Here is a 25,680-nt window from a genome sequence, read left to right on the forward strand (position 1 = left end):
GGCGGTGCACTCCCTCTCCCGCTTGCGGGGGAGGGCCGGGGGGGGGGTGTCTCCGCACACGCCGGCGCCAGCTGATAGAGTTTCCCCCACCCGCCGCGCTCTTGCGAGCGCGTCGACCTCCCCCGCAAGCGGGAGAGGTAAGATAGGTGCTCGCTGCACAAAATCCGCTGCTACTGTCGCCCGAGCTGCGTGGCCTTCGCGACCCGGTCGAATTTTTCCAGCGACAGGATGGCGTCGGCGAACTGGTCGGCGCGGCCGTTCAGCACCGGGCGGGCGAGGGTCAAAAACTTCTGCTGCATCGCCTGCGCGTCCGGAAACGAATTCGGCTCGCCGGAGGGATCGGCATAAAGCCGCTCGTGCACGCCATCCTCGGTGGTGATCGAGACGCGGGCGCCGAACGGGTGGGTGCGTCCGATTTCCAGACGATCGTCCTGCACCACCTCGAACTTGTCCGCCAGCGCATCGACCGCGGCGTCGCCGAGCCGTTCATAATCGTCCCACCCGAAGCGGCCCTGGTCGAGCGCCACCGCACCGGTGAAGAACATCGAGAACTGGCCGCCGACGATCGAGGTCGGATGCCGCTTGGTGGCGGCGTCGCCGGTCAGTGTGATACCGTTGCGATGCAGGCCGATCTCGACCTTGCTGATCTGGTCCGGCGTCAGATTGTGCTCGCGGCGCATCGCGATCAGCGCATCGAGGGCGGCGTGGGTGTAGCGGCAGCTCGGATAGGGTTTGACGCCGATCTTCATGGTCTCGTAGATCTGGCCGAGGCCGGCAACCGCCTTGTCGGGATGGGCGTTGTCGCTGTAGCCGACCAGCAGGCCGTGCTTGCCCTCGACCGATTCGGACGAGCCGATGAAATCATTGCGCGCCAGCGTGGCTGCGATCACGCCGTTCATCGCGGCGGCGCCGACCTGGTAGCGCTTGTTCCAGGCGCCATTGACGAGGAACTGGAGCGAGCCCGCGGCCTGGCTGCCGGAGACGCCGAACGCCGCGATGATCTGTTCTTGCGATAACCCAAACAGCTTGGCGGCGGCCGCGGCGGCGCCATACGTGCCGGCGGTCGCGGTGGGGTGAAAGCCACGCGCGTAATGTGAGGTGGGATCGAGCGCATTGCCGAGCCGGCAGCACACCTCGTAGCCGGCCACGATCGCGGTGAGCACGTCGCGACCCGACGCGCCGACCATCTCGCCGATCGCGAACGCGGCCGGAACCACCGGCGCGCTCGGGTGCAGCGAGGAATCCGCATGGGTGTCGTCGAAATCGAGGGAATGGCCGAGCGCGCCGTTGAGCAGCGCCGCCACCGCCGGCGTCCAGGTCTTGGCATCGCCGAACACGGTGGACTCGCCCTTGCCATCGAGCGCCAGCGTTTCGAGCATCTTGAGCAATGACGTCGTGGATTCGGCGTCGCGCCGCGCGCGGATGGCGCTGCCGAGAAAATCCAGCGTCAGCACCTTGGCGCGCGCCAGCACCTCATCCGGGATATCGTCGAATTTCAGGTTGGCGACGTAGGCGGCGAGGGTTGCAGTTTCATTGGCCATGTTATTTTGGTCCTTGGACCCGGACCGGCAAACTATTCGCATGATACCGACTGTTCAAGCCGGGATGATCCGGGAGCCGCCGCTATTGTCGGGCCTTCAGCGCTTCGAGGGCATGAAGGCGCAGACGCCCGGAATCGCGCTCGCCGCGCGAAGCCTCCTCGAGAATGCTGCTCGACAGCAGTTTCAACGCATCCGAGGGGATCCGGAACGGCAGTTCGTCGAGACAGCGATCGAGCGCCGTCGACATGGCCGCGATGGTCTCAGGCGTAAACGCATGGCCGCCCTGCGCCTCAGGGTGGACGGCCGCCGCGAACGCCGTTCCAGTTTTATCGCGTTGGCCAAGGCGGGTGGCTTCCGCGAGCACGCGGATGTGGATCAAGGCGGCCTCGACCCGTTCGTGCTCTTCGATGTCGCCGGAACGCGCCAGCGCGACAATCCGCGCGGCGAGCCGCGCGCGATTTTCAGCGGTATCGGCTTCATCCCCCTCGATCGCAAGAAACCGTTCCCAGACCGCATCGAAAGCGCGCGCCAAAGCCGCTTTGGTGTCGTCGCTGTCGGGAGGGATGTCGATGGATGTCACCAGCGGTAACCGCCGGGGAGACGCTTGGTTCCGGCCGTCGCGATCACCCTCGATATCAGCCGCGGCGGGTCAGGCCCTTGCTTTCCATCCGCCAGATCAGCATGTCGATGCGGTCCTGGCCGAAGAACGGCTCGTTCTCGAACACGAAGGTCGGCACTCCCCAGTGGCCGGAAGCCGCGTGGGCCTGTTCGTTGCCCGAAATTACCCGCTCATAGCGGTCTGGATCGGCGGCAACCGCCGCGTCCATCGCGGCCAGGTCGAAGCCGGCGGAGGCGGCGGCGTTGGCGAGATGGTCGCCCTCATTCCATCCGGCGACCGTGCCGTCCCACAGCACCCGGCTGATCGCTTCGGTGAATTCCAGCGAGCGGCCTTCCAGCTGGGCCGCGGCGCCGAGGCGGGTCAGGCGGTGGATGTAGGGCTGGTTCTCGGCGACATCGAGCGTCGTCATGTCCTGCACGATCGGGTCGGGACGGGGAAACCGGAACGGGATGTTTTCGAATTTGGCGACGCGGCTGGAATCCAGCACGACGTAGCGGGCAAATTGCGGATTGGCGCGCTTGAAGAATCCGGGCACCCGCACCGCCAGCGGATAAACCGGGCGCAGGTTCAGCGTCACGTCGTAGTCGTCGATCATCTTGCGCGTTTTAGGCAGCGCCAGATAGCTGTAGGGACTGCGGAACGAAAAGAACAGGTCGACGGATAATGTCATGGAGCCTCGTCACGCCATTGATGGACGGGAACAAAGCACGGGCGCAGCCGGGCGTCCATGCAGGCCGGAAGATACGAGCGATGCGCCGCTTTTAGGCCGCGACCTGTGCCAGCATGGTGCGGACCACGAGCCGGTGAAACGGCAGGATGATGGCAAGGTACGTCCGCCCGAGCCAGTTGTGGGTCTTGACCAGCGTGGTCGCGGTGACCTGCTGGCCGAGGCCATGGGTTGCGACATCGACCACGACGCGGAAATCCAGATGGCTGTCGTTGAAGCCGGCGACGAGGCGGTCCGGCGTCTGGCTGATGACCGGGAATATCCCGATCATGTCCCGCGGCGTGGCGGCGCCGGCGCCTGATGTTTTCAGGCCGAATGGCGTGACCAGGATGTTGCGCACCGTCACAAGTGCGTCGATCCATCGCGGCGCGCGCCCGATCATCCGCTCCGCGGCCTGCCGCGCATCGAGCGTGTGGCCATCGACATCGAGGCCGAAAGCGTCCGCGAATTGCGCGCCGGCCAGCAGCGCGTCGGCATCGACGGTCGGCTTCACCTCGCGGATTTTCATGGTCACCTCCTATCCCACTTGGTCCAGCCGGTTTGCCAGCCGCCGGAAGCGCAGCACCAGTAGCACGGCATAGACCGCGGTGCCGCAGGACAGCCCGATCCAGACCCCGATCGCGCCCCATCCGGTCCAGAAGGCGAGGCCGTAGGCGGCCGGAAATCCGATCAGCCAGTAGCTGATCGCGGCAAACAACAGCGGTATCCGCGTGTCGTTCATGCCGCGCAACGCGCCGGCGGCGACCGTCTGGATGCCGTCGGCGACAAAGAACGTGGCGCCGACCATCAGCAGCGTGGCGGTGAGTTCGATGACGAGACCTCCGCTCTCGACCGCCTCGCCGAAGAAGAACCGCGCGATCGCAAACCGGGCGATGATCACGGCCAGCGTCAGCGCGGACACCAGCGCCATGCCGAGCAGCGTGGCGACGAAGCCCGCCCGCCTGACGGCCGCGGCATCGTTGCGGCCGACGGCGTGCCCGACCCGCACGGTGGCCGCTATGCCGATGCCGAATGGCACCATGAACAGGATGGCGGTGACCTGCAGTGCAATCTGATGCGCCGCCAGCGCGGTGGTGCTGATCAGGCCCATCAACAGGGCTGCCGCGGAAAACAGGCCGTATTCCAGCAGGAACGAGATCGAGATCGGCGCGCCGATCACGATCAGCTGCCGCATCAGCATCCAGTCGATGCGCCAGATCCGGCCCAGCACGTGATATTTCCGGAACGGCCGGCGGTGATGCGCAAACCACAGCGCCGCCAGAAACATTCCGAAATTGATCATCGTGGTGGCGAGGCCGGCGCCGAACAGCTCCAGCCGCGGCAATCCCCATTCGCCGTGGATAAGCAGATAGACCAGCACGGCATTGGCCGGGATCGCCACCAGCGTGATCCACAACCCCGGCTCCGGGCGGTTGACCGCGCCCATGAAGCCGCGGATGGCGAGAAACCACAGCGCCGGTGCAATGCCCCACGCGAGACCGAGCAGATATTCCTGCGCCAGCCGCGCGGTGGCGGGAGCCTGACCCAGCGTCAGCAGGATCTGCTCGCCGTACAGCGGAGGCAGGATCATCGGCAGCGAAATCAGCAGCGCGGCCCACAGCCCGACGCGCAGCGCGCGCCGCACCATCCGGGGATTGCGCGCGCCAAATGCCTGCGCCGCCAGCGGCGCCACCGCGGACACCAGCCCCATGCCGAAGGTGAAGGTGATGAAGAACACCGAACTCGCCAGCGCCGCGGCGGCGACGGCCCCGTCGCCGAGCCGTCCGACCAGCGCCAGATCGGTCGTCATCATCGCGATCTGCCCGAGCTGCGTCAGCGCGATCGGCACCGCGAGTTTCAGCGTCTCGGTCAGCTCGATGACGAGGTGATGGCCGGGCGCGGCCGCGCCGGCCGGCGCCTGCTCGATTTCATCAAGGGATGTCTTGTCAAGGGAAGTCATGGGGACTGACTAGCACGGCCGCCGGGACGAAATGGTGGCGACAGGGTCGCAGTCCCTTGCCTACGCCTCGCTCGCACGCCCCGGTACGCGGGTGATTTTCGCCCCCAGCGCATTGAGGCGCTCGTCGATGCGTTCATAGCCGCGCTCGATCTGGTCGGCGTTGTTGATGGTGCTGACGCCCTCCGCGCACACCGCGGCCAGCAGCATCGCCATGCCGGCGCGGATGTCGGGCGAGGTCATCAGTGCGCCGCGCAGCCGGCTCGGTCCCGCCACGATGGCGCGGTGCGGATCGCACAGCACGATGCGCCCGCCCATCGCGATCAGCTTGTCGACGAAGAACATCCGCGACTCGAACATCTTCTCGAACATCAGGATCACGCCGTCGCACTGGGTCGCGGTCACGATGGCGATCGACATCAGATCGGCCGGGAACGCCGGCCACGGCTGGTCCTCGAGTTTGGGCACATGGCCGCCGAAATCGTCATGGATCTTGAGGGTTTGGTTGGCCGGCACGATCAGGTCGTCGCCTTCGACCTGGCACACGATGCCCAGCCGCTCGAACCCCATCCGGATCGAGCGCAGATGTTCGACGCCGGCCCGCGCGATGCGCAGCGGCGAACGCGTCACCGCGGCAAGCCCGATCAGCGAGCCCACCTCGATATGATCGGGCTGGATCGTATAGCTGGCCGAGCCCAGCGTCGAAGGTCCGTGCACGATGATGGTGTTGGTGCCGATGCCCTCGATGCGGGCGCCGAGCGCGACCAGGAAATGCGCGAGATCCTGCACATGCGGCTCGGAGGCGGCATTGCGTAAATAAGTGGTGCCATGCGCCGCCACCGCGGCCGTCAGCGCGTTTTCCGTGGCGGTCACGCTGGGTTCATCGAGGAAGACGTCGGCGCCCCGGAGCTTGCCGGCGCGGAATTCCAGCCGGTCGGTGGCGGTGACGGTGGCGCCGAGCTGTTCGAAGGCCAGAAAATGCGTATCGAGACGGCGGCGGCCGATGACATCGCCGCCCGGCGGCGGCAGCATCACCTCGCCGCAGCGGGCCAGCAGCGGTCCCGCCAGCAGGATCGAGGCGCGGATCCGCGCGCACAGCACCGGATCGAGATCGGCGGCACGAATGTCTTTGGCGTGAATGGCCAGCGTATTGCGCGCTTTCCACTCGGCCGACGCGCCGACCGAGCGGATCAGCTCGACCAGCGTTTCGGTGTCGCGGATCCGCGGCACGTTTTCGAGCATGACGGGATGCTCGGTGAGCAGCGCCGCCGCGATGATCGGCAGCGCGGCGTTCTTGTTGCCCGCCGGCTCGATGGTGCCGGCCAGCCGGTGACCGCCCTCAACGATGTATTGGAGGGGGGACACCGGATCGTTGCTCACACGTCGACGTTGGCGCTGAGGGAATTGTCCTGGATGAATTCGCGTCGCGGCTCGACCACGTCGCCCATCAGCTTGGTGAAGATGTCGTCAGCCTCGTCGACTTCCTTGATTTTCACCTGCAACAGCGAGCGCTCGTTGGTGTCGAGGGTGGTTTCCCAGAGCTGGCTCGGGTTCATTTCGCCGAGGCCTTTGTAGCGCTGCAGCGCCACGCCCTTGCGGCCGGCGTCGGTCACCGCCTCGAACAGGCTGACCGGCCCGTGGATCGCGGTCTCCTGGTCCTTGCGGCGCAGCAGGCCGGGCTTCGGATAGGCCTCCTGCAGCCTGGCCGCATAATCGTCGAGCTTGCGCGCATCGGCCGAGCCGAGCAGCGCGTCATCGATCATGGCGACGTCCTTGACGCCGCGCACGGTGCGCTCGAAGTGGAAACCCTGGCCTTCGGTGAAGTGCCCGGTCCAGCCGCGCTCGACCTCATCGGCCAGCGCGTCGAGCCGGCGCGCGATGTAGTCCGCGGCGGCGTTGGCGGTGGCGAGGTCGCCGGTGATTTTCGGGCTCATCACGCCGGCGATCGCCGCCTGCTCGATTACCTTGCGGTTATAGCGGCTGTGCAGATTGTGCAGCGTGCCGCGGATGGCGCGGGCATCCTCCACCAGCGCCAGCAGATCGCGGCCGGCGCGGGTTTCGCCCGACGCCAGCTTGAACACGCAGTCGTCGAGGCCGGTGGCGATCAGATAGTCTTCCAGCGCGCGTTCGTCCTTCAGATACTGCTCGGACTTGCCGCGCGTCACCTTGTAGAGCGGCGGCTGCGCGATATAGAGGAACCCGCCCTCGATCAGCGACGGCATCTGGCGGAAGAAGAAGGTCAGCAGCAAGGTGCGGATATGCGCGCCGTCGACGTCGGCGTCGGTCATCAGGATGATCTTGTGATAGCGCAGCTTCGACAGGTCGAAATCTTCGCGGCCGATGCCGGTGCCGAGTGCGGTGATCAGCGTGCCGATCTGCTCGGAGCCCAGCATCTTGTCGAAGCGCGCGCGCTCGACGTTGAGGATTTTTCCACGCAACGGCAGCACCGCCTGAAATTCGCGGTTGCGGCCCTGCTTGGCGGAGCCGCCGGCGGACTCGCCCTCGACGATGAACAGTTCTGATTTGGCGGGGTCCTTCTCCTGGCAGTCGGCGAGCTTGCCGGGCAATGAGGCGATATCGAGCGCGCCCTTGCGCCGCGTCAGCTCGCGCGCTTTTCGCGCGGCCTCGCGCGCCGCGGCGGCTTCCACCACCTTGCCGACGATGACCTTGGCTTCGGAGGGATGTTCCTCGAACCACGCCGCCAGCGCCTCGTTGAGAACGTTTTCGACCACGGGGCGCACTTCCGAGGACACCAGCTTGTCCTTGGTCTGCGAGGAGAATTTCGGATCGGGCACCTTGACCGAGAGCACCGCGGTCAGGCCCTCGCGGCAGTCGTCGCCGGTCAGCGCGATCTTTTCGCGCTTGGCGATGGCGTCGGCATAGCCATTGACCTGGCGCGTCAGCGCGCCGCGGAAGCCGGCCAGATGGGTACCGCCGTCGCGCTGCGGAATGTTGTTGGTGAAGCACAGCACGTTCTCATGATAGCTGTCGTTCCACCACAGCGCCGCCTCGACGCCGATGCCGTTGAGCTCGGCATTGATCATGATCGGCGCGGGCACCATCGGCTTCTTGTTGCGGTCGAGATATTTCACGAACTCGTTGACGCCGCCGTCGTAGCGCATCTCCTCGCGCTTCTCGACCGCGTGGCGCATGTCGGACAGCACGATATTGACACCGGAATTCAGGAAGGCGAGTTCGCGCAGGCGATGTTCCAGCGTCGCGAAGTCGTATTCGACGTTGGTGAAGGTCTCCTTGGAGGCGAGGAAGGTCACCTCGGTGCCGCGCTTGCCATTGGCATCGCCGACCACCACGAGCGGCGCCACCACGTCGCCATGGGCGAATTCGACGAAGTGCTCCTTGCCGTCGCGCCAGACCCGCAGCTGCAGCTTCTCCGACAGCGCATTGACGACGGAGACGCCGACGCCGTGCAGGCCGCCGGAAACCTTGTAGGAATTCTGATCGAATTTTCCGCCGGCATGCAGCTGGGTCATGATGACCTCGGCGGCGGAAATGCCTTCGCCCTTGTGAATGTCGACCGGAATGCCGCGGCCGTCGTCGCGCACGGTGACCGAGCCGTCGGCGTTGAGAACGACTTCCACCGCGCTGGCGTGGCCGGCGAGCGCTTCGTCGATGGCGTTGTCGACGACTTCGTAGACCATGTGGTGCAGGCCGGAGCCGTCATCGGTGTCGCCGATATACATGCCCGGCCGCTTGCGCACGGCGTCGAGGCCCTTCAACACCCGGATCGATTCCGCACCGTATTCGATAGGAATGGAATGCTCAGTGTCGGCGATGGTTTGCCGGGCAGGTTCTGTCATGTGAGGCCTTCGAGGATGTCCCGAATCAGCGGCGCAAAAGGGGCGCTGATCAGTCTATTTGTGCCATGAAAGAGGCATTGCGCATAGCGCAAAGTCTCTATCAGCAAGCTGTTGAATAAATGGGATTTTTTGAAGTTTTTTCAAGGCGGCGGCAAGCCGATTCGGAGGCTTCGCAAAAGCGCGATTCGGCAGCCGATTTCCGGTCCTGAGAGGCCGTATTCCTCGCGCCGCGTCGATGGCAAAATGCCGAGCCGGCGGCGGCCTCGGGCGAGCCGTGCCGCCGCGCTCCCGTCAGTAGATCTGCAGCGACAACACCTCTCCGCTGGGCGCGATCATCACGCCCCAGGCGTCGTCGGCGGCCACTTCGATCGTATCGCTCTTCGCCGGATGGCCCGCGACCTTGACCGAATAGGGGTATTTGCCCGCCGGCAGGTCGAGCATCGGACGCTCAGGCGATTGCGGCCCACCGGCGCCGGCGGCGATCCGGATGGTCTGTTTGTTGATGCTGAGCGACACCTCACTGCCGCCCATATTGCCGAACACCAGCCTCGCCTGGCCCGGCTTCGGAATGACGTTCGCCTTCGCGGCCACGGCCGGATAGCGCTGGACGAGGTTGATCGAGGTCTCGCCCTTGCTGCGGCCGAGCTTCAGCACCGCCGGCCCGTCGGACGAGGCAAACGCGAGTTTGACCTGATCCGGCTTTATCACCGCACCATCTACGGCTTCCTTCCAGCCGCGCTTGCCGAGCTCGCTGCGATAGAAAGCGAGCACCGCGCCGAGATCGGCGGGGACACTGGCGTCGAGATCCCTGCGGAACGGGGCGTCGCTTCCGGGCACCTTCCCGGTGCCCATCATGCGCATGGTGCGCTGCTTCGGCACAGGCAACTCGGAATCGGCTTCGGCCTCGAGATCCCCGGCCGCCACCCTGGTGGCCGATGCGCTGGGCGCCTGGCCTGCCGCGGTGTCGGGTTTGGCTGCCGCCATGACGAGGCCCGATCCGTCGACGCTGACGTTGACCTTGGGGCCCATCTGCATGGCGGTGAACGAAAGTGCCTTGCCGGCCCTCGAAAATCGCATCACGACCATGTTGGGCCTGTTGATGACCGAGGGCTGCTCCTGCCAGCCCTGCGACTTGAGCGATCCGCGGTAGAACGCCGCCAGCGCCGCGACACTTGAAGTGGAGCTGAATTCCAGCTTGCCATCGGCGCCGTCGAACTTCACGTTCTCCGCGCCATCAGGCACCGGCACCGGCTTGGTCGCATCGGCGCGCGCGCGCAACGGCGCATCCGACAGGCTGGCCGCCTGAGCGATCCGCCGCGCTTCGTCGGCGACCATCAGTTGCTGTGCGGTGGCCAGCGCATCTCCAAGGAATTTGTCGCCGGCTTCCTTTTTGGCCCTGGCCCGTGCCGCGAGGGCGGCTTCCTTCACCTGGGTGACGAGGTTGACGAAGGTGAGGTCGTATTTGTGCGCCAGCGTGAGCTGGGCGGTCTGATCGGCGGAGGAAAAATTGAGGGTGACGTCGCGGTCGGTGATGACGGCGCCGTTGGCCTCTTCCTGCCAGCTCCGCGCCGCCAACTCACGGCGAAAGAAGCCCAGCACCACCGGCAAGCCGGCGGCGACGTTGCCGCTGACCCGGCGACGGACCGAATCCGAACTGCCGGTGCTGCCGAGGCCCGACGTGGTATCCGGCATGGGCAGGCCTATCGCGTCCCGGGCAACGTCGAGGCTTGACGGCTGCGCGAACGCCGCGATCCTGATCTCGACGCCGGTCTTGCCGTCGCCGCGGCGCTGCAAGTCCAGCACGATCGGCTGTTGCTTCGGGCCGCCGTCGCGGACATCCCTGCTGTAATAGGCGCGCGCGCCGTTCGCTATCGCCTCATCAGGTTTGGCGTTTGGCCAGCGCGCCGCGATATCAGCCAATGACAGCGCCGACCATCCCGCTTCCAGCAGCCCCCTGCGGTAGAATTCGGCGCTCGCTTCGATTGTGGCCGCGGTGATGCAGTTCAGATAAGGCCGCCTTGTATCGTACACGATATCGGTTGCGTCCTCGGGAAACGGCACGACGGCGTACAGCCTGTCGGCGGTGTAGTGCACGACCGATTGATCCGGCCGGCCGGGAGCCTGCGTGAACGACACGTACAAGCCATGCCGCCCCTTCTTGAACGAGGTCGGGCGGCTGGATTGGCTCGACGGGTGCACATATTCCTGCCAGCCATTGGCGGCCAGCAATTTGCGCGTCGCGGCGGTCGTGATCGGAACCACGGTCGGGACGGTGTAGTTCAAACGATAGGATTCGGTGCGCGCCGCCTCTTCGATGGCGCCTTCCAGGCGCGGCAGGGTGCGGACATCGACCATGCCGTCGTCGGCCCGCGCGGCCATCGGCGCGGCGGCGATCAGGGCGAAGATCAAGGGCAGCAGGCGTTGGCCAGCGGGAATCAGCATCCCGCGCATCGTTTCAAACATGTGATCTCCGATATGGGCCAGAACCTGGTTTCAGGTGACCTGATTTACGATGGCCTGATTTCGGTCGCGCAGCAGCGAGGGCGGCGGCGTCATGGCGCAACGGCTGATACCTAGTCGCGCCGGCGAACTCCAAGGTTCAACCGATCGCCCGCCCCGTCAGGCGCGGCGGGTGATCTGGCCGGAATCGACCTCGAAAACTTCGCCCGACGCACCGATTTCGGCGAATGCCGCGGGGTCGGCCCCGGTCATCCAGACCTGCGAACCGAGCTTGGCGAGTTCCTCGAACAGCGATCTGCGCCTGTTGGGATCGAGATGCGCCACGACTTCGTCGAGCAGCAACAGCGGCGTGATGCCGGTCATCTCCGCGACCAGGCTGGCATGCGCCAGTACGAGGCCAATCAGCAGCGCCTTCTGTTCGCCGGTGGAGGCGTCGCGCGCCGGCATGTTTTTCGGCGCGTAGATCACCTGCAGATCGGTCAAATGCGGCCCGTCGAGGGTACGGCCGGCGGCGGCGTCGCGGGCGCGGCCGGCGCGCAGGATCTCGCGGTAGCGATCTTCCACCGCGGTGGCGGGTTCATTGACCAGCGCGTTTTCCATCCAGCCGTCGAGCATGATCCTTGCGGAAGGAAACGCCGAGGCGTCGCCGCGTTCGCGCAGCATTGCGGCCAGCCGCGTCACGGTCTGGCCGCGCATCGCCGCCACCGCGACGGCGAGCTCGGCTGTCTCACGTTCGATGGCGTCACACCAATGGTCGTCGTAATTGCGCACTTCCAGCAGCCGGTTGCGCGAGCGCAAGGAGCGGTCGAGCGCCGACACCCGGCTGGAATGCTCGGAGTCGATCGCCAGCACCAGCCGGTCGAAAAACCGGCGCCGCTCGGATGCTGCGCCGAGAAACAGCCCGTCCATCGTCGGCGTCAGCCACACCATGCGCAAATGATCGCCGAAGGCGGCGGCGGAACCGACCGGCTCGCGGTCGATCCGGCAGCGCCGGCTGGTCGCCGCACCTTCACTGCCGGGCGGGTCGATGCCGGTGCCGAGCGTGGCGAGACCGAGCGCGCCCTCGACCTCGGCGGACACCGCCCAGGAACCGTCGCCCTGGATATCGGCGACGTCGTCGAGCGTGGCGCGGCGCAAGCCCCGTCCGGGCGTGAGAAACGAGATTGCCTCGATGCAGTTGGTCTTGCCGGCGCCGTTCGGTCCCACCAGCACCACCACGTCGCCACGGGTCTGCAAACTCGCGCTGCGATAATTGCGGAAGTGCGTCAGCGTCAGGCGATGGATGCGGGAGGCGGTCATGCTGTTCTCTCGTCATGCCCGGCTTCATGCCGGGCATCCACGTCTTTGCGGTGTTCAAGACGTGGATGGCCGGGACAAGCCCGGCCATGACGCAATTTGGGCAGCAAGCCCGGCAATGACAAGTTAGTAAATTCCTACACCCGCATCGGCATCAGCACATACAGCGCGCCCTTGGAATCCTTGTCCTGCACCAGGGTCGGTGAACCCGGATCGGCCAATCTCAGGACCGCGACTTCGCCCTCGATCTGGGCGGCGATATCCAGCAGATAGCGCGAGTTGAATCCGATATCGAGCGCGTCGGAGGCGTATTCGACCTCGAGTTCTTCGGTCGCACTTCCGGAATCCGGGTTGGTCACCGACAGTATGAGCTTGCCGGCGGACAGCGCCAGTTTTACCGCGCGGCCGCGTTCGCTGGAGATGGTCGAGACGCGGTCGACCGCGGCCTCGAAATCCTTCTTGTCGACGATCAGTTCCTTGTCGTTGTTTTGCGGGATGACGCGGCCGTAATCCGGAAACGTACCGTCGATCAGTTTCGAGGTCAGCACCACATGGCCGATGGTGAAGCGGATCTTGCCCTGCGACAGTTCGATGCCGACTTCGCCCTCATTGTCGTCGATCAGCCGCAGCACTTCGCCGACGGTCTTGCGCGGCACGATCACGCCGGGCATGCCGTCCGCGCCCTTGGGCAGGGGCAGATCGACCTGCGCCAGCCTGTGGCCGTCGGTCGCGACCGCGCGCAGGGTCGCCGCCTTGGCGCTGCCGGCGGCGTGCAGATAGATGCCGTTGAGGTAGTAGCGGGTCTCCTCGGTCGAGATCGCAAATTGGGTGCGGTCGATCAGCCGCTTCAGGTCGGAGGCGGCCAGCGCGAACGAATGCGTCATGTCGCCGGCGGCGAGATCCGGAAAATCGTTTTCGGGCAGCGTCTGCAGCGTGAAGCGGGAGCGGCCGGCGCGGATCGCCAGCACCGAGCGGTCGCCGTCGCCTTCCAGCACGATCTGCGATCCGTCGGGCAGCTTGCGCACGATGTCGTAGAACATGTGCGCCGGCACGGTGGTCGAGCCGCCGGTCGCGGTTTCCGCCGCCAGCGTCTCCGTCACCTCGAGGTCGAGGTCGGTGGCTTTCAGCGACAGCCGGGCGCCTTCGGCGCGGACCAGCACGTTGCCGAGGATCGGAATGGTGTTGCGGCGCTCGACCACGCGATGGACGTGGCCCAGCGATTTCAGGAGTTGCGCGCGTTCGACGGTGACCTTCATTGCAATACCCGCCTGATCCCTAAGATGGAAAAGCCGGGCGGCCCAAAAGGCGCGCCGCGGCATTTGAAACCCGAAAAGCCTGATCGAAGCTGGATTTGATCAAACCCGCGGGGGGACCGCAAGGTGGCTCGGATGGCCCTTCAGCGCAAGCGGAACGGGCGGTCGTTCCCCACGTTTTGCCGGAAATTAGCACGTCGCCCCGCCCAACGCCGGCCCCGGCTTGGGCCGGGGCGGCAAAATGAAACTGTCCCGTGACGGAACGGTGAAAATTTCACTCCTGCAGTTGGCGCTTGAGCGATTCGACCTCTTCGGAGAGCGACACGTCCTTGGAGACCAGGGCCTCGATCTTGCGCACGGCGTGCAGAACCGTGGTGTGGTCGCGTCCGCCGAAGCGGCGGCCGATTTCGGGCAAGCTCCGTAGCGTCAGGGTTTTGGCCAGGTACATCGCGACCTGGCGCGGGCGCACCACATTGGCGGTACGCCGCGACGACAATAGGTCGGAGCGACTGACATTGTACTGGCGGGCCACCACGCGCTGGATGTCCTCGATCTTGATGCGTTTGGGTTCCTGCGGGCGAATCAGGTCGCGCACCTCGCGCTCGGCCATTTCAAGCGTCACCGGCTGGGCGTTGAGCTTGCTGTGCGCCAACAGGCGGTTGATGGCGCCTTCGAGGTCGCGGCCGTTATGGGTGATGGTGCGCGCCAGATAATCCAGCACAGGCGCCGGCACGTCGAAGGTGGCGTGATGCGCGCGGGCTGCCGCGACGCGCGACTTGAGGATTCCGAGCCGCAGTTCCTCGCCGAGCGATCCCATCTCGACCACCAGGCCGCCGGCAAGGCGCGAACGCACGCGGTCGTCGAGGCTCTCGAGGTCGGACGGCGGACGATCCGCGGCGATCACGACCTGGCGCCCGGCGTCGATCAGCGCGTTCAGGGTGTGACAGAATTCGGCCTGGGTCGATTTGCCCTGCAGGAACTGGAGATCGTCGATGACAAGCACGTCGATGCCGCGGAGCGCTTCCTTGAAGGCCAGAGCCGTCTGCGTCTTCAGCGCGGCCACGAAGCCGTACATGAACTTCTCCGCGGTGAGATAGAGCACCTTGCGTTCGCTGCCGGAATTACCGGCCCAGGTCACCGCCTGCAGCAGATGGGTTTTGCCGAGGCCGACACCGGCATGGATATAGAGCGGGTTGAACATCACGCTGTCGCCGCGCCGTCCCTCCGCCACCTGGCGGGCGGCGGCATGGGCCAGCGTATTGGAGCGGCCGATGACGAAGCTTCCGAAGGTCAGGCGCGGATCGAGCGGCGAGCCGCCGAGCGCGTCATGGCTGGCGGACACCGGCGCGATCGCGGTGGCGCGCAGTTCCGGCGCCGGCCGTCCGTCCGTACGCTCGGGGCGGCGGGAATCGAGCGGGGCGGCGGCTTCCTTGGCCGGCGCCGCACAGCGCATCGCGGTGCGCACGGTAAGGTCGATGCGATGCACTTCGGGCATCTCGGCCTGCCAGCAGGTGAGAACGCGCTCGGCATAATGCGCCTGGATCCAGCTCTTGAGAAACCGCGTCGGCACCGAAAGCCGGACGCTTTCGTCCTGCACGCCTTCCAGGTCCATCCGCGCAAACCAGCTCGTATAGACGTCTTCCCCCACGCTCGAGCGCAGCCGACCCTTCACGCGTGACCAGCGATCCTGTTCGATATTTGTCATTTTCTGACGACTTTTCTGATGGAGTAAAGTTCCCGGCGATGCCGCCGTGCGCGTGTTCCGCAGGTCGTGACCTCGAGCGAGACTTGGTCTCCAGCCATAGACCGGCCGTTCGGCAAGATGCCGTTGGGCTGGATCGTCGGCTGGAAGCGAAGCGTTCGCGAGGTCAGCGCGTACTCAACGGTCTTTCCGGAGCTCGCGCGGGGGGGCGCATGCAGGCGGCGACTAAGGCGTCCAATACGTCATCGGTTGAAACTGGCACATGGTCGATTACCGCGATGATTCCGTAAAGCATACAGCCTCCCCCTCTCGCCACGATTGCTCGCGGCGAGGTGTCATTCCACGCATGTTTCAAATTCAGCCGGCAGTGCCTGAAGCTTGGAAACGTTCAGACCCCATGCCGATTCGTTCAGCCCGTCTTTTTTAACCCGTTCGGGTGCTTCGCCTTGCGCTTCCCGGGTTGGCCCGTTTCGTATTTCTCTTGTTCGACGAGCGGGACACGAATGCCCCACCTCGAGAAATTTCGACACAGAACCACATTCCTCATATTGCTATGAGGCTTACCCCGACAATCGCTTGGAAAGCGTCGCCAACGCGCACACCGCCGCCGATTTGCACGTCCGCCCCGTTTCTTAAACCGCGCTGGTCTGAAGAGCCGTGGGCGCCGCGAACGCCCTAAGAGATACATCATGCCCTGTTTCCCGCAACGAAAATGATTCAGCGCGAGCACCGGCAAAAACCACTTCCCACTCGCGAAACCCACCGGTGCGTTTCGTATCGAGCGGCAAGGTTTTGAATCTGCGCGTAGATTCGAAACCCGGAAGCGCTGTGACATTTCTGACAATCACTCAAAATAAATTCATAATTTGTTTACGAATGGGCGAGGTGGAAATCCATTTTCCAACAAGCGGACGCCACTATGCCGATAAGTGACTACGCAAGCGCCATTTTTTTTGATCGTCGGAAGAGGGTAACCCTGAAGCGTTTTGCGACGCGCTCGCTTGCTATTTGCAAAGCGTGGCCGAGCATTGACCGGCATCAATGCAGCTCGTTCGCCGGCGAAGTACATAAGCCCGGCTTCCTGAATAGGCCCAGTAAAATTACGGGCGCGCCAGCTTGTCGCCTGGGGCCGACTGCAGTGCGGTGCAAATACAAAAAGAAAAAGCCCGGCGTGGCCGGGCTTTCTTGACGACTATCTTTTTCGATCGGCTTTATTTCGCGAGCTTGGCGATCTGATGTGCGAGCCGCGAAACCTTTCGGCTCGCATTATTCTTGTGAATGATGTTGCGCTGCGCTGCCTGCATCAGTTCCGGTTCCGCGCGCGTCATCGCCTTCAGCGCCGCTTCGCGGTCGCCGCTCTTGATCGCTTCTTCGACGGTGCGAACCGCGCCGCGCATCTGGGTGCGGCGCGACTTGTTGATGATGGTGCGGCGGGCAATCTTGCGTGTCGCCTTTTTGGCGGAAGTTGTATTGGCCATGTTCTCAAATATCCTTCGGCGGTGACCGGTCGCTGAGTGGTCGGGCTTGAGCGCGCCGGCCGTTCAACCGCCTGATCGAAGCTGGTGTTTTCCGGATGCTCCCGAGATGCCATTGCAGGCCAGGCGAATATGCTGACATGACGGCGTCGTTCAAAGAACAGCGGCGGCGGGATTGCGCCCGCCGCCATTGCCGGTCTTATAGAGGGCGCGCCCTGCAGCGTCAACGCCTTCCGGGGCGCCTGGGGCCGGCCGGCCGGTTTCGAAAGGTCGGATAAGCTGCTGAAGTGGTTGAATTTCTTGAAGGGGCCCGTTAATCCCTGACCGCGTTCGGGGCGCAACAGACATAAGGTGACGCATGATCCGCGGTTTCTTCCGACTTGTGGGCCTCTTGCTGCTGGCCTGCGGATTCATCTTCATGGTCTATGACGGCGCCCGCTGGGTTGCCGATCAGACCCTGCAATTTACCCGGTTTGGCCAGTTCTGGAACGATATCCACCAGTCCAGCCAGCAGGCCTTCCGGGCCTGGCTGGAGGGCACCGCGCCCTGGCTCTGGAGCAGCGTCGTCCGGGTGATCCTGGACCAGCCGGTTTTTGCCGTGCTGGGCGTGCTGGGAATTCTGCTCATGCTGCTGTTCCGGCCACGCAAGCCGCTGATCGGCTATTCCCGGAATTGAACGGGCCATTCCCCAGCCCGCGCTTGTGTTCGACGCGTACGGCGTAACAGGACTGCCGTTCCCTGCGTAAAGACATATAATAGATAATAGAGCCACGCATTCGAATGGCGTGCGGATCCGGGGTTGCCCGGAACGCGCCTTCGACATCGAGAGGTGATCCCATGTTCTTCATGCGCAAAACCACCGCGTTGCCTGATGCAGCCGAGGCGCTGCCCGGCCGTTCGACACCGATCCCCACTGCCAAGACTCATTTCGTCAATGGCCGTCAATTGCAGCCGCCGTATCCTGCGGGCCTCGAACAGGCGGTGTTCGGGCTCGGCTGCTTCTGGGGCGCGGAGCGCAAATTCTGGGAGCTCGGCGACGGCATCTACACGACAGCCGTGGGTTACGCCGGCGGTCATACCCCGAACCCGACCTATGAGGAGGCTTGCTCGGGCCGCACCGGCCACACCGAGGCGGTGCTGGTGGTGTTCGATCCGAAGAAGATCTCCTATGAGCAGCTGCTGAAGACGTTCTGGGAAAGCCACAACCCGACGCAGGGCATGCGGCAGGGCAACGACGTCGGCACCCAGTATCGTTCCGCGATCTACACGTTCGACGAGCAGCAGCGCAAAGCCGTCGACGCGTCGAAATCGGCCTACCAGAAAGCGCTGTCGGCCAAGGGCCTCGGCGCCATCACCACCGAGATCGCGCAGGCGGGCGAATTCTATTTCGCCGAAGACTACCATCAGCAATATCTCGCCAAGAATCCGGCCGGCTATTGCGGGCTTGGCGGCACCGGTGTGTCCTGCCCAATCGGCGCCGGCGTCAGCGCGTGAAGGCTTGCTCGATCTTACCCTCCCCTGGAGGGGGAGGGTCGGCTCACATGGAGCGCAGCGAAATGTGAGCCGGGGTGGGATGACAGTCTTTCAACTCGGCCACTGCTCGATACGAGAGACTATCACCCCACCCCGCCGCTCCTTTCAGTCGCGTCGACCCTCCCCCTTCAGGGGAGGGTAAGCCCCCCGCGCCAACGGTTTGTTAACCATAACCGGTGCAAGACTTAGGCTGTCTCGCTATGAGGGATGGCTCCGGTGCGGGTTGCGCGCGTGTTTCGAATACCGATCACTGCCATCATGACCGCGCTCGCTCTGTCGGGCTGCATGCATACGCCGGGTCCCGTCGCGATCGCCCAGCCGCAAGCCGATCTCGATTCGATGGCGTACGGCCAACCGTACAATCCCCCTCCGGTCGTTGTCGCCGATTCCGGCAGCGGCGCCATCGCAGCGCTTCGCTCCAGCTTTGCCGGACCCGGCCGGGCCTATGGCCCGCCTGCCGTCGTCTACGCCGCCGCGCCGATGCCGGTGCCTGTGGCCTATGACACCGCCTATCATCTCGACGCCGGCGACAAATTGCGGGTCGTGGTCTACGGCCAGGAAGGTCTCACCAATACCTATGCCATCGATGCCGGCGGCTCCATCACCATGCCGCTGATCGGCTCGGTGCCGGCGCGCGGCAAGACGCCCGCGCGCCTCGCCGCCGACATCACCGCCAAGCTGCGCAACGGCTTTATCCGCGAGCCGTCGGTGGCGGTGGAGATCGAGGCTTACAGGCCGTTCTTCATCCTCGGCGAGGTCGCGGCCCCCGGCCAATATCCCTACGTGCCCAACATGTCGGTCGAAAGCGCGGTGGCGATTGCCGGCGGCTTTTCGCCGCGCGCCCGCCGCGACCGCGTCACGCTCACCCATACCGACGCATCGGGATCGATGCGGACCGTGGTGCCGCTCGGCACCGCCATCAGCCCCGGCGATACCGTGCTGGTCGGAGAACGCTGGTTCTAGTCGATAGCATTCCCTCCTCCTTGAACAAGTCAAAGGCCGATGCCGTTCGATCATTCCGTGCGGCGGCATTGTCATGCCCGGCTGTGGTGGATCAGCGCGTTCGGCGTGATGTGCCCGACAGGAGGCTTGCTTCGATCCAGCCGAGAGCATATGCCCGATAAACTCAATCCATCGAAATCTACCAAGGGGAAAAGATGAGCATCCGGTCGCCAATCAAGGTCCTGCGCACCGCAATTTCAGCTGCAACGATCGCAGGCGTCGCCATGACGGCCGTATGTGCGTCGGCAGATCAGGCGGCGGCGCAGTCCTATCCGGAACGGCGAATAACCTTCGTCGTGCCCTATCCCGCAGGCGGAGCAACCGACGTATCGGCCCGCCTGTTGGCCAACAAACTGTCGGAAGCGTGGAAGCAAACCGTCGTCGTCGAAAACAAGTCGGGCGGCGGCGGTGTGGTCGGCAATGATTTCGTCGCCAAGGCGCAGCCCGATGGCTACACCGTGCTGATCGCCATCACCCAGATCATCCAGGCGCCCAGCCTTATTTCAAAACTGCCCTACGACGTCTTCAAGGATCTCGCGCCGGTGACCCAGGTCGGATTGTCGACGATCGTGCTGACCGTCCCCGACGCGCAGCCGATCAAGTCGGTCAAGGAACTGATCGACCACGCCAAGGCAAACCCCGGCAAGGTACCCTACGGCTCGTTCGGCAACGCGACGACGTCGCATCTCTACGGCGAATTGCTCAAGAAGAACGCGGGCATCGACATGACCCATGTTCCCTATCGTGGCGCGGCGCCGCTGGTGAATGATCTGCTCAACAACACCGTGACCGCAGCCTTCGTCGATCTGACCACGGCCAACCCTCAAATCCAGGGCGGCAAGATCAGGGCGCTGGCGGTCGGCGGCGAAAAGCGCAGGACCCAGTTGCCGAACGTGCCGACCATGGCTGAACTTGGTTTCCCCGGCTTTGAGGCCGAGGGCTGGATCGGCGTCTTCGTGCCCGCCGCCACGCCCAAGGACATCGTCGCGAAACTTTCCGCGGAACTGTCGCGCATCATCGCTTCTCCCGAGGGGGTCGCGGGGCTCGAGACGGTCAGTCTCATGCCGGTCGGCGGTTCGGCGGCAACGTTCGAAGCCACGCTGCGCCGCGACTACGCTCGCTGGGCGGATGTCGTGAAAGCCACGGGCGTCAAGGGCGAGTAAGGCTGACGTTGTCATTCCGGGGCGATGCGAAGCATCGAACCCGGAATCTCGAGATTCCGGGTTCGCGCTATCGCGCGCCCCGGAATGACGACTGCCTACTTCTTCAAATGCTTGGCGAAAAACGCCATGCTGCGCGGCCAGGCGATATCGGCGCTGGCCTTGTCGTAGCTGGCCCGCTCGTCGCAGTGGAAGCCGTGCTGCGCCCCCGGATAGACATGGATTTCGACATCAGGCCGTTTTGTCCGGATGGTCTCGACGTCGGCAAGCGAAATCCCCGCGTCCTTCTCGCCGAAATGCAGTTGCGTCGGCGCCTGCGGCTTGTCGTCGGCGAAACGGACGATGGCGCCGCCGTAATAGCCGATCGCCGCCTTCAGGCCCGACAGTTTCGTGGCAGCGGCATAGGCAATGCTGCCGCCGAGGCAGAAGCCGATGATGCCGACCGGGCCAACCTTCTTGACGGCATCGATCGCGGCCTGGGTGTCGCGCAGCATCGCTTCCCAGTCGGGACTGGCGATGAACTTGCGCGCCGTCGCCACCTCGTCCGGCGAATAGCCGCACTGGAAATCGGGCTGAGTGCGATCGAAGATCGCCGGCGCAATCGCGACATAACCCTCGTCGGCCAGACGGTCGCAGACCGATCGGATGTGGTGATTGACGCCGAAGATTTCCTGGATCACCACCACGGCCGCCTTCGGCGCGCCTGATGGCTCGGCGCGGTAGCCGCCGAGTTGAAAATTATCCGAAGCCGTCAGTTTTATCGGTTGTCCCACGGTCATCCCTTGGTTGCGAGTGGATCTTCTCGAGAAAGGAAACGACGCGCCGCCGCTATTGCCACATCCAGTTATTGCCCCAATCGCCTTTCCAGCCGGCCAGGCGGCCGCCGCGGAATTGCAGATAGAGCCGGTGGCGGTGCGGAAATAATCCGCTGCCGCCGATGTCGCGGAATGCCAGGAAGATTTCGTTGCCCGGGCGACCCTTGATGTAATTGAGCGGCACGCCGAGCGCGCGCGCGGCATCCGCGGCCTCCATGCCGAAGGCCAGCGGTACATTGTTCGACAAGGTCGCGAGGAACGGCGGCGGGTAGGGACCGCCTGATGGCGGCAGGCCTTGCGCATGGACGGGAGCGGTGGTTCCACTCAGCGAGGCAAAGAAGGCTGCTGCGAAGAGTACCTTCATGACGCCGCCTTTTGCGTTGCCTTGGCGTCGAGGCTGTCGAGGAAGGGCAGCACCGCGTCGATGAAGGCCTGCGGCTGATCGATGTTGACGGCGTGGCCTGCACCGGGGATCACCACCTTCGCAGCTCCCGGAATCTTTGCCGCCATATAGTCGGAGGCGGCGAGGAACGGCGCGTCATCGGCGCCGACCACGACCAGCGACGGTACCGTGATATCAGGCAGCGATTCGATCACGCGGGCGTCGCGCTGGGTCAGCATGCCCCGCGCGGCGCGCGCCAGTCCCGAGGCATCGCGATGGCTCACATCGGAGCGTTCGCGGCTGGCCGACTTCAGCACAGCAAGGCCCTCGCGCTCGAAACGGTCGCCGGTCTCGCGCGCGCGCTTGTTCCAGGCCTCGCGGGCCTCGTCCTTTTTGAACCCCGGGCCGGTATCGATGATCAGCAGCGCGCGCACCCGTTCCGGATGCGCGCGATAGAACGCCAGCGACATGTAGCCGCCCAGCGAAAGCCCGCCGACGATGGCTTTGGCGGCGCCGACCTCGTCGAGCAGCGCGACCATGTCGGCCACCGTAGCCGCCTCGCTGTAGGCGGCGGGATCGTCGGGATAGTCCGAGCGGCCGTGGCCGCGCATGTCCCACAAGACCAGTTGGTGATCTCTGGACAACGCCTCGACCTGGCCCTGCCACATCTCGCCGGTCGATGAATAACCGTGCGTCAGCAGCAGCGGTGGCCCGGAGCCGTGGACCTCGTAGTAGATTTCGACCCCGTCACGGTTGAGCTTTGGCATCGCGATTTCCCGAATTTTTCTCGTTGCCCCCATTCTAGCGCCATCTGTTCGCCGAGGGGAAATGCCCAATTTCCTCGCCGCCCGCGATCCCTCCGTCTGGCGTGGGCATCGAACCCTTCGACGCGTTTGTGGCGATGCGTTGCCGCAACGCACAAAGGTTGCATCAGCAAAATTTTCCCTTCGACCAATCCCAAACTGGATTGTCTCCAGATTGGATCGCGATCATTCTGCCCGCCAAGGTCGGCATCGGCCCGGTGGGTGTCAGACCATGAGCCAACGATATGAATGGCCGCCGTAAGCGGCGTCATGCACCGGCAGGGGAAGAGACCATGCCTAATCTCAACATCAACGGACGGAATATGTCCGTCGAGGCGCCGGCGGATACGCCGCTGCTCTGGGCCATCCGCGAACAGCTGCAGATGACCGGCACGAAATTCGGCTGCGGCGCCGGCCTGTGCGGCGCCTGCACCGTGCACGTCAACGGCGAGGCGGTGCGATCCTGCCAGACGTTGCTCAGCGACGTCGCCGGCAAGAAGATCACCACCATTGAGGGCCTCAGCGCTAGGGGCGACCATCCGCTGCAAAAGGCATGGATCGCCGAGCAGGTTCCGCAATGCGGCTACTGCCAGTCCGGCCAGATCATGCAGGCGGCCTCGCTGCTCGCCAAAAACCCCAACCCGAGCAAGGATGAAGTGGTGGCGCACATGGACGGCAATCTCTGCCGCTGCATGACCTATTCGCGCATCCAGAAGGCGATCATGCGCGCGGCCAGCGAAATGCGCACCGCCTCCAACGCCGGAACCGAGCGGAGGGCAACATGAATACGCACGTGAAGGTCACCTCGACCGCATCCGCCGATCTCAGCAGGCGCTCCTTCCTGGTCGGATCGGCCGCTGCCGGTCTCGCGCTCGGCTATTCGGCGGTGCCCGGACTGCTCGGCGGCGATCAGGCGCTCGCCGCACCCGCCAATTTCGATCCCAGCGTCTGGTATTCGATCGCGCCGGACGGGCTGGTCACGGTCACCTGCGGCAAGGCCGACATGGGCCAGCACATTGCCTCGACCATGGCGCAAATGGTGGCCGAAGAACTCGGCTCGAACTGGAAGGACATGCGGGTCCAGCTCGCGTCCAACGATCCGAAGTTCAACGACCCCGTGCTCGGCGCCCAGATCACCGGCGGCAGCTGGAGCACGATGATGAACTTCGATGCGATGAGCCGCGCGGGAGCCGCGGGGCGCATGGCGTTGACGGATGCCGCAGCCAAGGCGATGGGCGTGCCAGCGGGCGAGCTGATCGTCCGGAACTCGATGATCTCGCATCCGAAATCGAAGAAGTCGATGACGTTCGCCGAGATCGTCAAGAGCGGCAAGATCACCAAGACTTTCACGCCCGACGAGCTCAAGGCGATCAACCTGAAGACGCCGGATCAATACACCCTGATCGGGGTTTCGGTGCCGCAGCTCGATATCCCCGCAAAGACCAACGGCACGGCAAAATACGGCATCGACGTCATGCTGCCGGGCATGGCCTACGGCAAGATCATCACGCCGCCGGTGCGCTACGGCGCCACCGTCAAGTCGGTCGATGACAGTGCGGCGAAGAAGGTGCCGGGCTTCATCAAGGCCGTCACCCTCGACGACAAGACCGGATCGACCACCGGCTGGGTGGTGGCGGTGGCCAACACCTGGGCCAATGCCGCGAAGGCCGCCGCGGCGCTGAAGATCAGCTATGACGGCGGTCCCAACGCCAGACTGTCGAGCCAGTCGCTGCTCGACGAGGCCAAGCGGCTGCAGGCGCTCGACGATTCCGGGCAGTTCTTCGTCAAGGACGGCGATACCGCCGCGGCCTTCGGGACGGCCGCCAAGGTGCTGGAGGCGGAGTACACCACCAGCATCAACATCCATGCGCCGCTGGAGCCGATGAACGCCACGGCCGAGTTCAAGGGCGACATCCTGCACATCTATTCCGGCAACCAGTTCGCGACGCGCTCCGGCGCGATCGCGGCCGGCGCGGCCGGGATCGACCCCAAATTCGTGGTGATGCACCAGATGTGGCTGGGCGGCGGCTTCGGCCGGCGTCTCGACGCCGACATGATGGTGCCGGCAGTGCAGGCGGCGAAAGCGGTCGGAAAGCCGGTCAAGGTGATCTACTCACGCGAAAACGACATGACCATGGACTATTCGCGCCCGCTCACCTTCCAGAAGGTCAAGGCAGGTCTCGACGCCGATGGCAAGTTGATCGCGCTCAACCACGACGTGGTCTCGGCGTGGCCGACCAAGCGCTGGGGCATCCCCGATTTCCTGTCGCCCTCGGTCGACAAGAAGGGTCCTCTGGATGCCTTCACCGTGAACGGCGCGGACTTTTTCTATTCCGTGCCCAATCACAACGTCCGCGCCATCCTCAACGAGATGGCGCACAACGCCACCCCGTCGGGCCAGTTGCGCTCGGTCGCGCCGGGCTGGACCTTCTGGGCGGTCGAAAGCATGATCGACGAACTGGCGCACGCCGCCGGCAAGGATCCGGCGCAGTACCGGATCGCTCTGCTGGACGGCAAGGGCAAGAACGACGGCGGCGCGCAACGCCTGCGCAACACCCTGCTCGCCGCGATGGGCATGGCCGGCTACGGCACCAAGGCGCTGCCGAAGGGTGAGGGCATGGGCGTCGCCTGCGTCTCGTCGCAGGAACGGGCGACCGCCAGCTGGACCGCCTGCGTGGCCCATGTCGCGGTGGCGCCGTCAGGCGAGGTCAAGGTCAAGAAGCTGACCGTGGCCACCGATGTCGGCACCCAGGTGCACCCCGACAACATCCGGGCCCAGGTCGAGGGCGCGGCGCTGTGGGGGCTGTCGCTCGCGATGTACGAGAAGGCGACGCTGAAGGACGGCGGCATCGAGCAGAAAAACTTCGACAGCTACAAGCCGCTGCGGATGAGCCAGGTGCCGGAAATCGCCATCAATGTCATCGCCAACGGCGACAAGGCCACCGGCGTCGGTGAGCCGGCGGTGACCGTGGTCGCGCCCGCACTCGGCAATGCGATCTTCAATGCCTGCGGCGCGCGGGTGCGCGCGCTGCCGATCACGGCAGAGGCGGTGAAGGCGAACATGAAGGCGTAAGGCGAGCGCGTCATCGATAGCGATCATCCGCCGGAGGTTTCCTCCGGCGGATTTTTTTCTTGGCGACTATGCCAGCTGCCGTCAT

Annotated in this window: 21 protein-coding genes; 6 read left to right on the forward strand and 15 right to left on the reverse strand. The window is 64.8% G+C overall.

Going from position 1 to position 25,680, the window contains the following annotated elements; translation table 11 throughout:
- Positions 1–170: 170 nt before the first annotated feature.
- The 12 genes from Q7U29_RS15700 to rpsT all read right to left on the reverse strand — a co-directional run bounded on the left by Q7U29_RS15700 (position 171) and on the right by rpsT (position 16,830).
- Positions 171–1,541 carry an MmgE/PrpD family protein gene (locus Q7U29_RS15700; RefSeq protein WP_304742968.1) on the reverse strand — a complete coding sequence of 457 codons (1,371 nt, stop codon included), beginning with the start codon at positions 1,539–1,541 and terminating at the stop codon, positions 171–173.
- A gap of 82 nt (positions 1,542–1,623) precedes the next feature.
- Entirely contained in the window at positions 1,624–2,073 is a 450-nt protein-coding gene (locus Q7U29_RS15705) for a hypothetical protein (RefSeq protein ID WP_304742970.1), read from the reverse strand.
- 103 nt (positions 2,074–2,176) lie between these two features.
- On the reverse strand, positions 2,177–2,830 hold the full coding sequence (locus tag Q7U29_RS15710; RefSeq protein WP_304742972.1) for a 2-hydroxychromene-2-carboxylate isomerase: 654 nt from the start codon (positions 2,828–2,830) through the stop codon (positions 2,177–2,179).
- A 91-nt stretch (positions 2,831–2,921) separates the two neighbouring features.
- On the reverse strand, positions 2,922–3,395 hold the full coding sequence (locus Q7U29_RS15715) for a DUF2867 domain-containing protein (RefSeq protein WP_304743076.1): 474 nt from the start codon (positions 3,393–3,395) through the stop codon (positions 2,922–2,924).
- A 9-nt stretch (positions 3,396–3,404) separates the two neighbouring features.
- Positions 3,405–4,826, reverse strand: coding sequence for an MATE family efflux transporter (locus Q7U29_RS15720; protein ID WP_304742974.1), 1,422 nt, complete (start codon positions 4,824–4,826; stop codon positions 3,405–3,407).
- Positions 4,827–4,886: 60 nt separating this feature from the next.
- Complete coding sequence (gene murA / locus Q7U29_RS15725; protein ID WP_304742975.1) at positions 4,887–6,188, reverse strand: UDP-N-acetylglucosamine 1-carboxyvinyltransferase; 1,302 nt, start codon at positions 6,186–6,188, stop codon at positions 4,887–4,889.
- Between the two features lie 11 nt (positions 6,189–6,199).
- Positions 6,200–8,641 carry a DNA topoisomerase (ATP-hydrolyzing) subunit B gene (gene gyrB, locus Q7U29_RS15730; RefSeq protein WP_304742977.1) on the reverse strand — a complete coding sequence of 814 codons (2,442 nt, stop codon included), beginning with the start codon at positions 8,639–8,641 and terminating at the stop codon, positions 6,200–6,202.
- 291 nt (positions 8,642–8,932) lie between these two features.
- The gene (locus tag Q7U29_RS15735) at positions 8,933–11,104 is read right to left on the reverse strand and encodes a hypothetical protein (protein ID WP_304742978.1); all 2,172 of its coding nucleotides are present in this window, start codon (positions 11,102–11,104) and stop codon (positions 8,933–8,935) included.
- A gap of 156 nt (positions 11,105–11,260) precedes the next feature.
- Entirely contained in the window at positions 11,261–12,400 is a 1,140-nt protein-coding gene (gene recF, locus Q7U29_RS15740; protein ID WP_304742980.1) for a DNA replication/repair protein RecF, read from the reverse strand.
- Positions 12,401–12,534: 134 nt separating this feature from the next.
- A complete protein-coding gene (dnaN, locus tag Q7U29_RS15745) occupies positions 12,535–13,653 on the reverse strand; it encodes a DNA polymerase III subunit beta (protein ID WP_304742982.1) in 1,119 nt (372 codons plus the stop codon).
- Between the two features lie 271 nt (positions 13,654–13,924).
- Positions 13,925–15,355 carry a chromosomal replication initiator protein DnaA gene (gene dnaA, locus Q7U29_RS15750; protein WP_304742984.1) on the reverse strand — a complete coding sequence of 477 codons (1,431 nt, stop codon included), beginning with the start codon at positions 15,353–15,355 and terminating at the stop codon, positions 13,925–13,927.
- Between the two features lie 1,208 nt (positions 15,356–16,563).
- A complete protein-coding gene (gene rpsT, locus Q7U29_RS15755; RefSeq protein WP_213775729.1) occupies positions 16,564–16,830 on the reverse strand; it encodes a 30S ribosomal protein S20 in 267 nt (88 codons plus the stop codon).
- Positions 16,831–17,185: 355 nt separating this feature from the next.
- Between rpsT and Q7U29_RS15760 the strand changes: the two genes are divergently transcribed.
- The 4 genes from Q7U29_RS15760 to Q7U29_RS15775 all read left to right on the forward strand — a co-directional run bounded on the left by Q7U29_RS15760 (position 17,186) and on the right by Q7U29_RS15775 (position 20,525).
- Positions 17,186–17,503 (forward strand): hypothetical protein, encoded by a 318-nt coding sequence (locus Q7U29_RS15760; protein ID WP_304742986.1) that lies wholly within the window; start codon positions 17,186–17,188, stop codon positions 17,501–17,503.
- Between the two features lie 161 nt (positions 17,504–17,664).
- A complete protein-coding gene (gene msrA / locus Q7U29_RS15765) occupies positions 17,665–18,321 on the forward strand; it encodes a peptide-methionine (S)-S-oxide reductase MsrA (RefSeq protein ID WP_304742988.1) in 657 nt (218 codons plus the stop codon).
- A 297-nt stretch (positions 18,322–18,618) separates the two neighbouring features.
- Positions 18,619–19,323, forward strand: coding sequence for a polysaccharide biosynthesis/export family protein (locus tag Q7U29_RS15770; RefSeq protein ID WP_304742990.1), 705 nt, complete (start codon positions 18,619–18,621; stop codon positions 19,321–19,323).
- 263 nt (positions 19,324–19,586) lie between these two features.
- A complete protein-coding gene (locus tag Q7U29_RS15775; RefSeq protein WP_304742992.1) occupies positions 19,587–20,525 on the forward strand; it encodes a tripartite tricarboxylate transporter substrate binding protein in 939 nt (312 codons plus the stop codon).
- Between the two features lie 95 nt (positions 20,526–20,620).
- Here Q7U29_RS15775 and Q7U29_RS15780 read toward each other — a convergent pair whose 3' ends face one another.
- From Q7U29_RS15780 to Q7U29_RS15790, 3 genes are read right to left on the reverse strand one after another with little or no spacing between them, the layout of a single operon-like run.
- Positions 20,621–21,295 (reverse strand): dienelactone hydrolase family protein, encoded by a 675-nt coding sequence (locus tag Q7U29_RS15780; RefSeq protein WP_304742993.1) that lies wholly within the window; start codon positions 21,293–21,295, stop codon positions 20,621–20,623.
- Positions 21,296–21,350: 55 nt separating this feature from the next.
- Positions 21,351–21,701: a hypothetical protein gene (locus Q7U29_RS15785; protein WP_304742995.1), complete on the reverse strand. Its 351-nt coding sequence runs from the start codon at positions 21,699–21,701 to the stop codon at positions 21,351–21,353.
- Positions 21,698–22,486, reverse strand: coding sequence for an alpha/beta fold hydrolase (locus tag Q7U29_RS15790; protein WP_304742997.1), 789 nt, complete (start codon positions 22,484–22,486; stop codon positions 21,698–21,700). Before Q7U29_RS15790 ends, Q7U29_RS15785 begins: the two co-directional genes overlap by 4 nt.
- 329 nt (positions 22,487–22,815) lie before the next feature.
- Between Q7U29_RS15790 and Q7U29_RS15795 the strand changes: the two genes are divergently transcribed.
- Positions 22,816–23,307 carry a (2Fe-2S)-binding protein gene (locus Q7U29_RS15795; RefSeq protein WP_304742999.1) on the forward strand — a complete coding sequence of 164 codons (492 nt, stop codon included), beginning with the start codon at positions 22,816–22,818 and terminating at the stop codon, positions 23,305–23,307.
- Entirely contained in the window at positions 23,304–25,595 is a 2,292-nt protein-coding gene (locus Q7U29_RS15800; RefSeq protein ID WP_304743001.1) for a molybdopterin cofactor-binding domain-containing protein, read from the forward strand. The genes Q7U29_RS15795 and Q7U29_RS15800 overlap by 4 nt, the downstream gene beginning before the upstream one ends.
- Positions 25,596–25,680: the final 85 nt, after the last annotated feature.

Origin of the sequence: Bradyrhizobium sp. (assembly GCF_030654605.1) — a bacterium.
Taxonomy (GTDB): Bacteria; Pseudomonadota; Alphaproteobacteria; order Rhizobiales; family Xanthobacteraceae; genus Bradyrhizobium.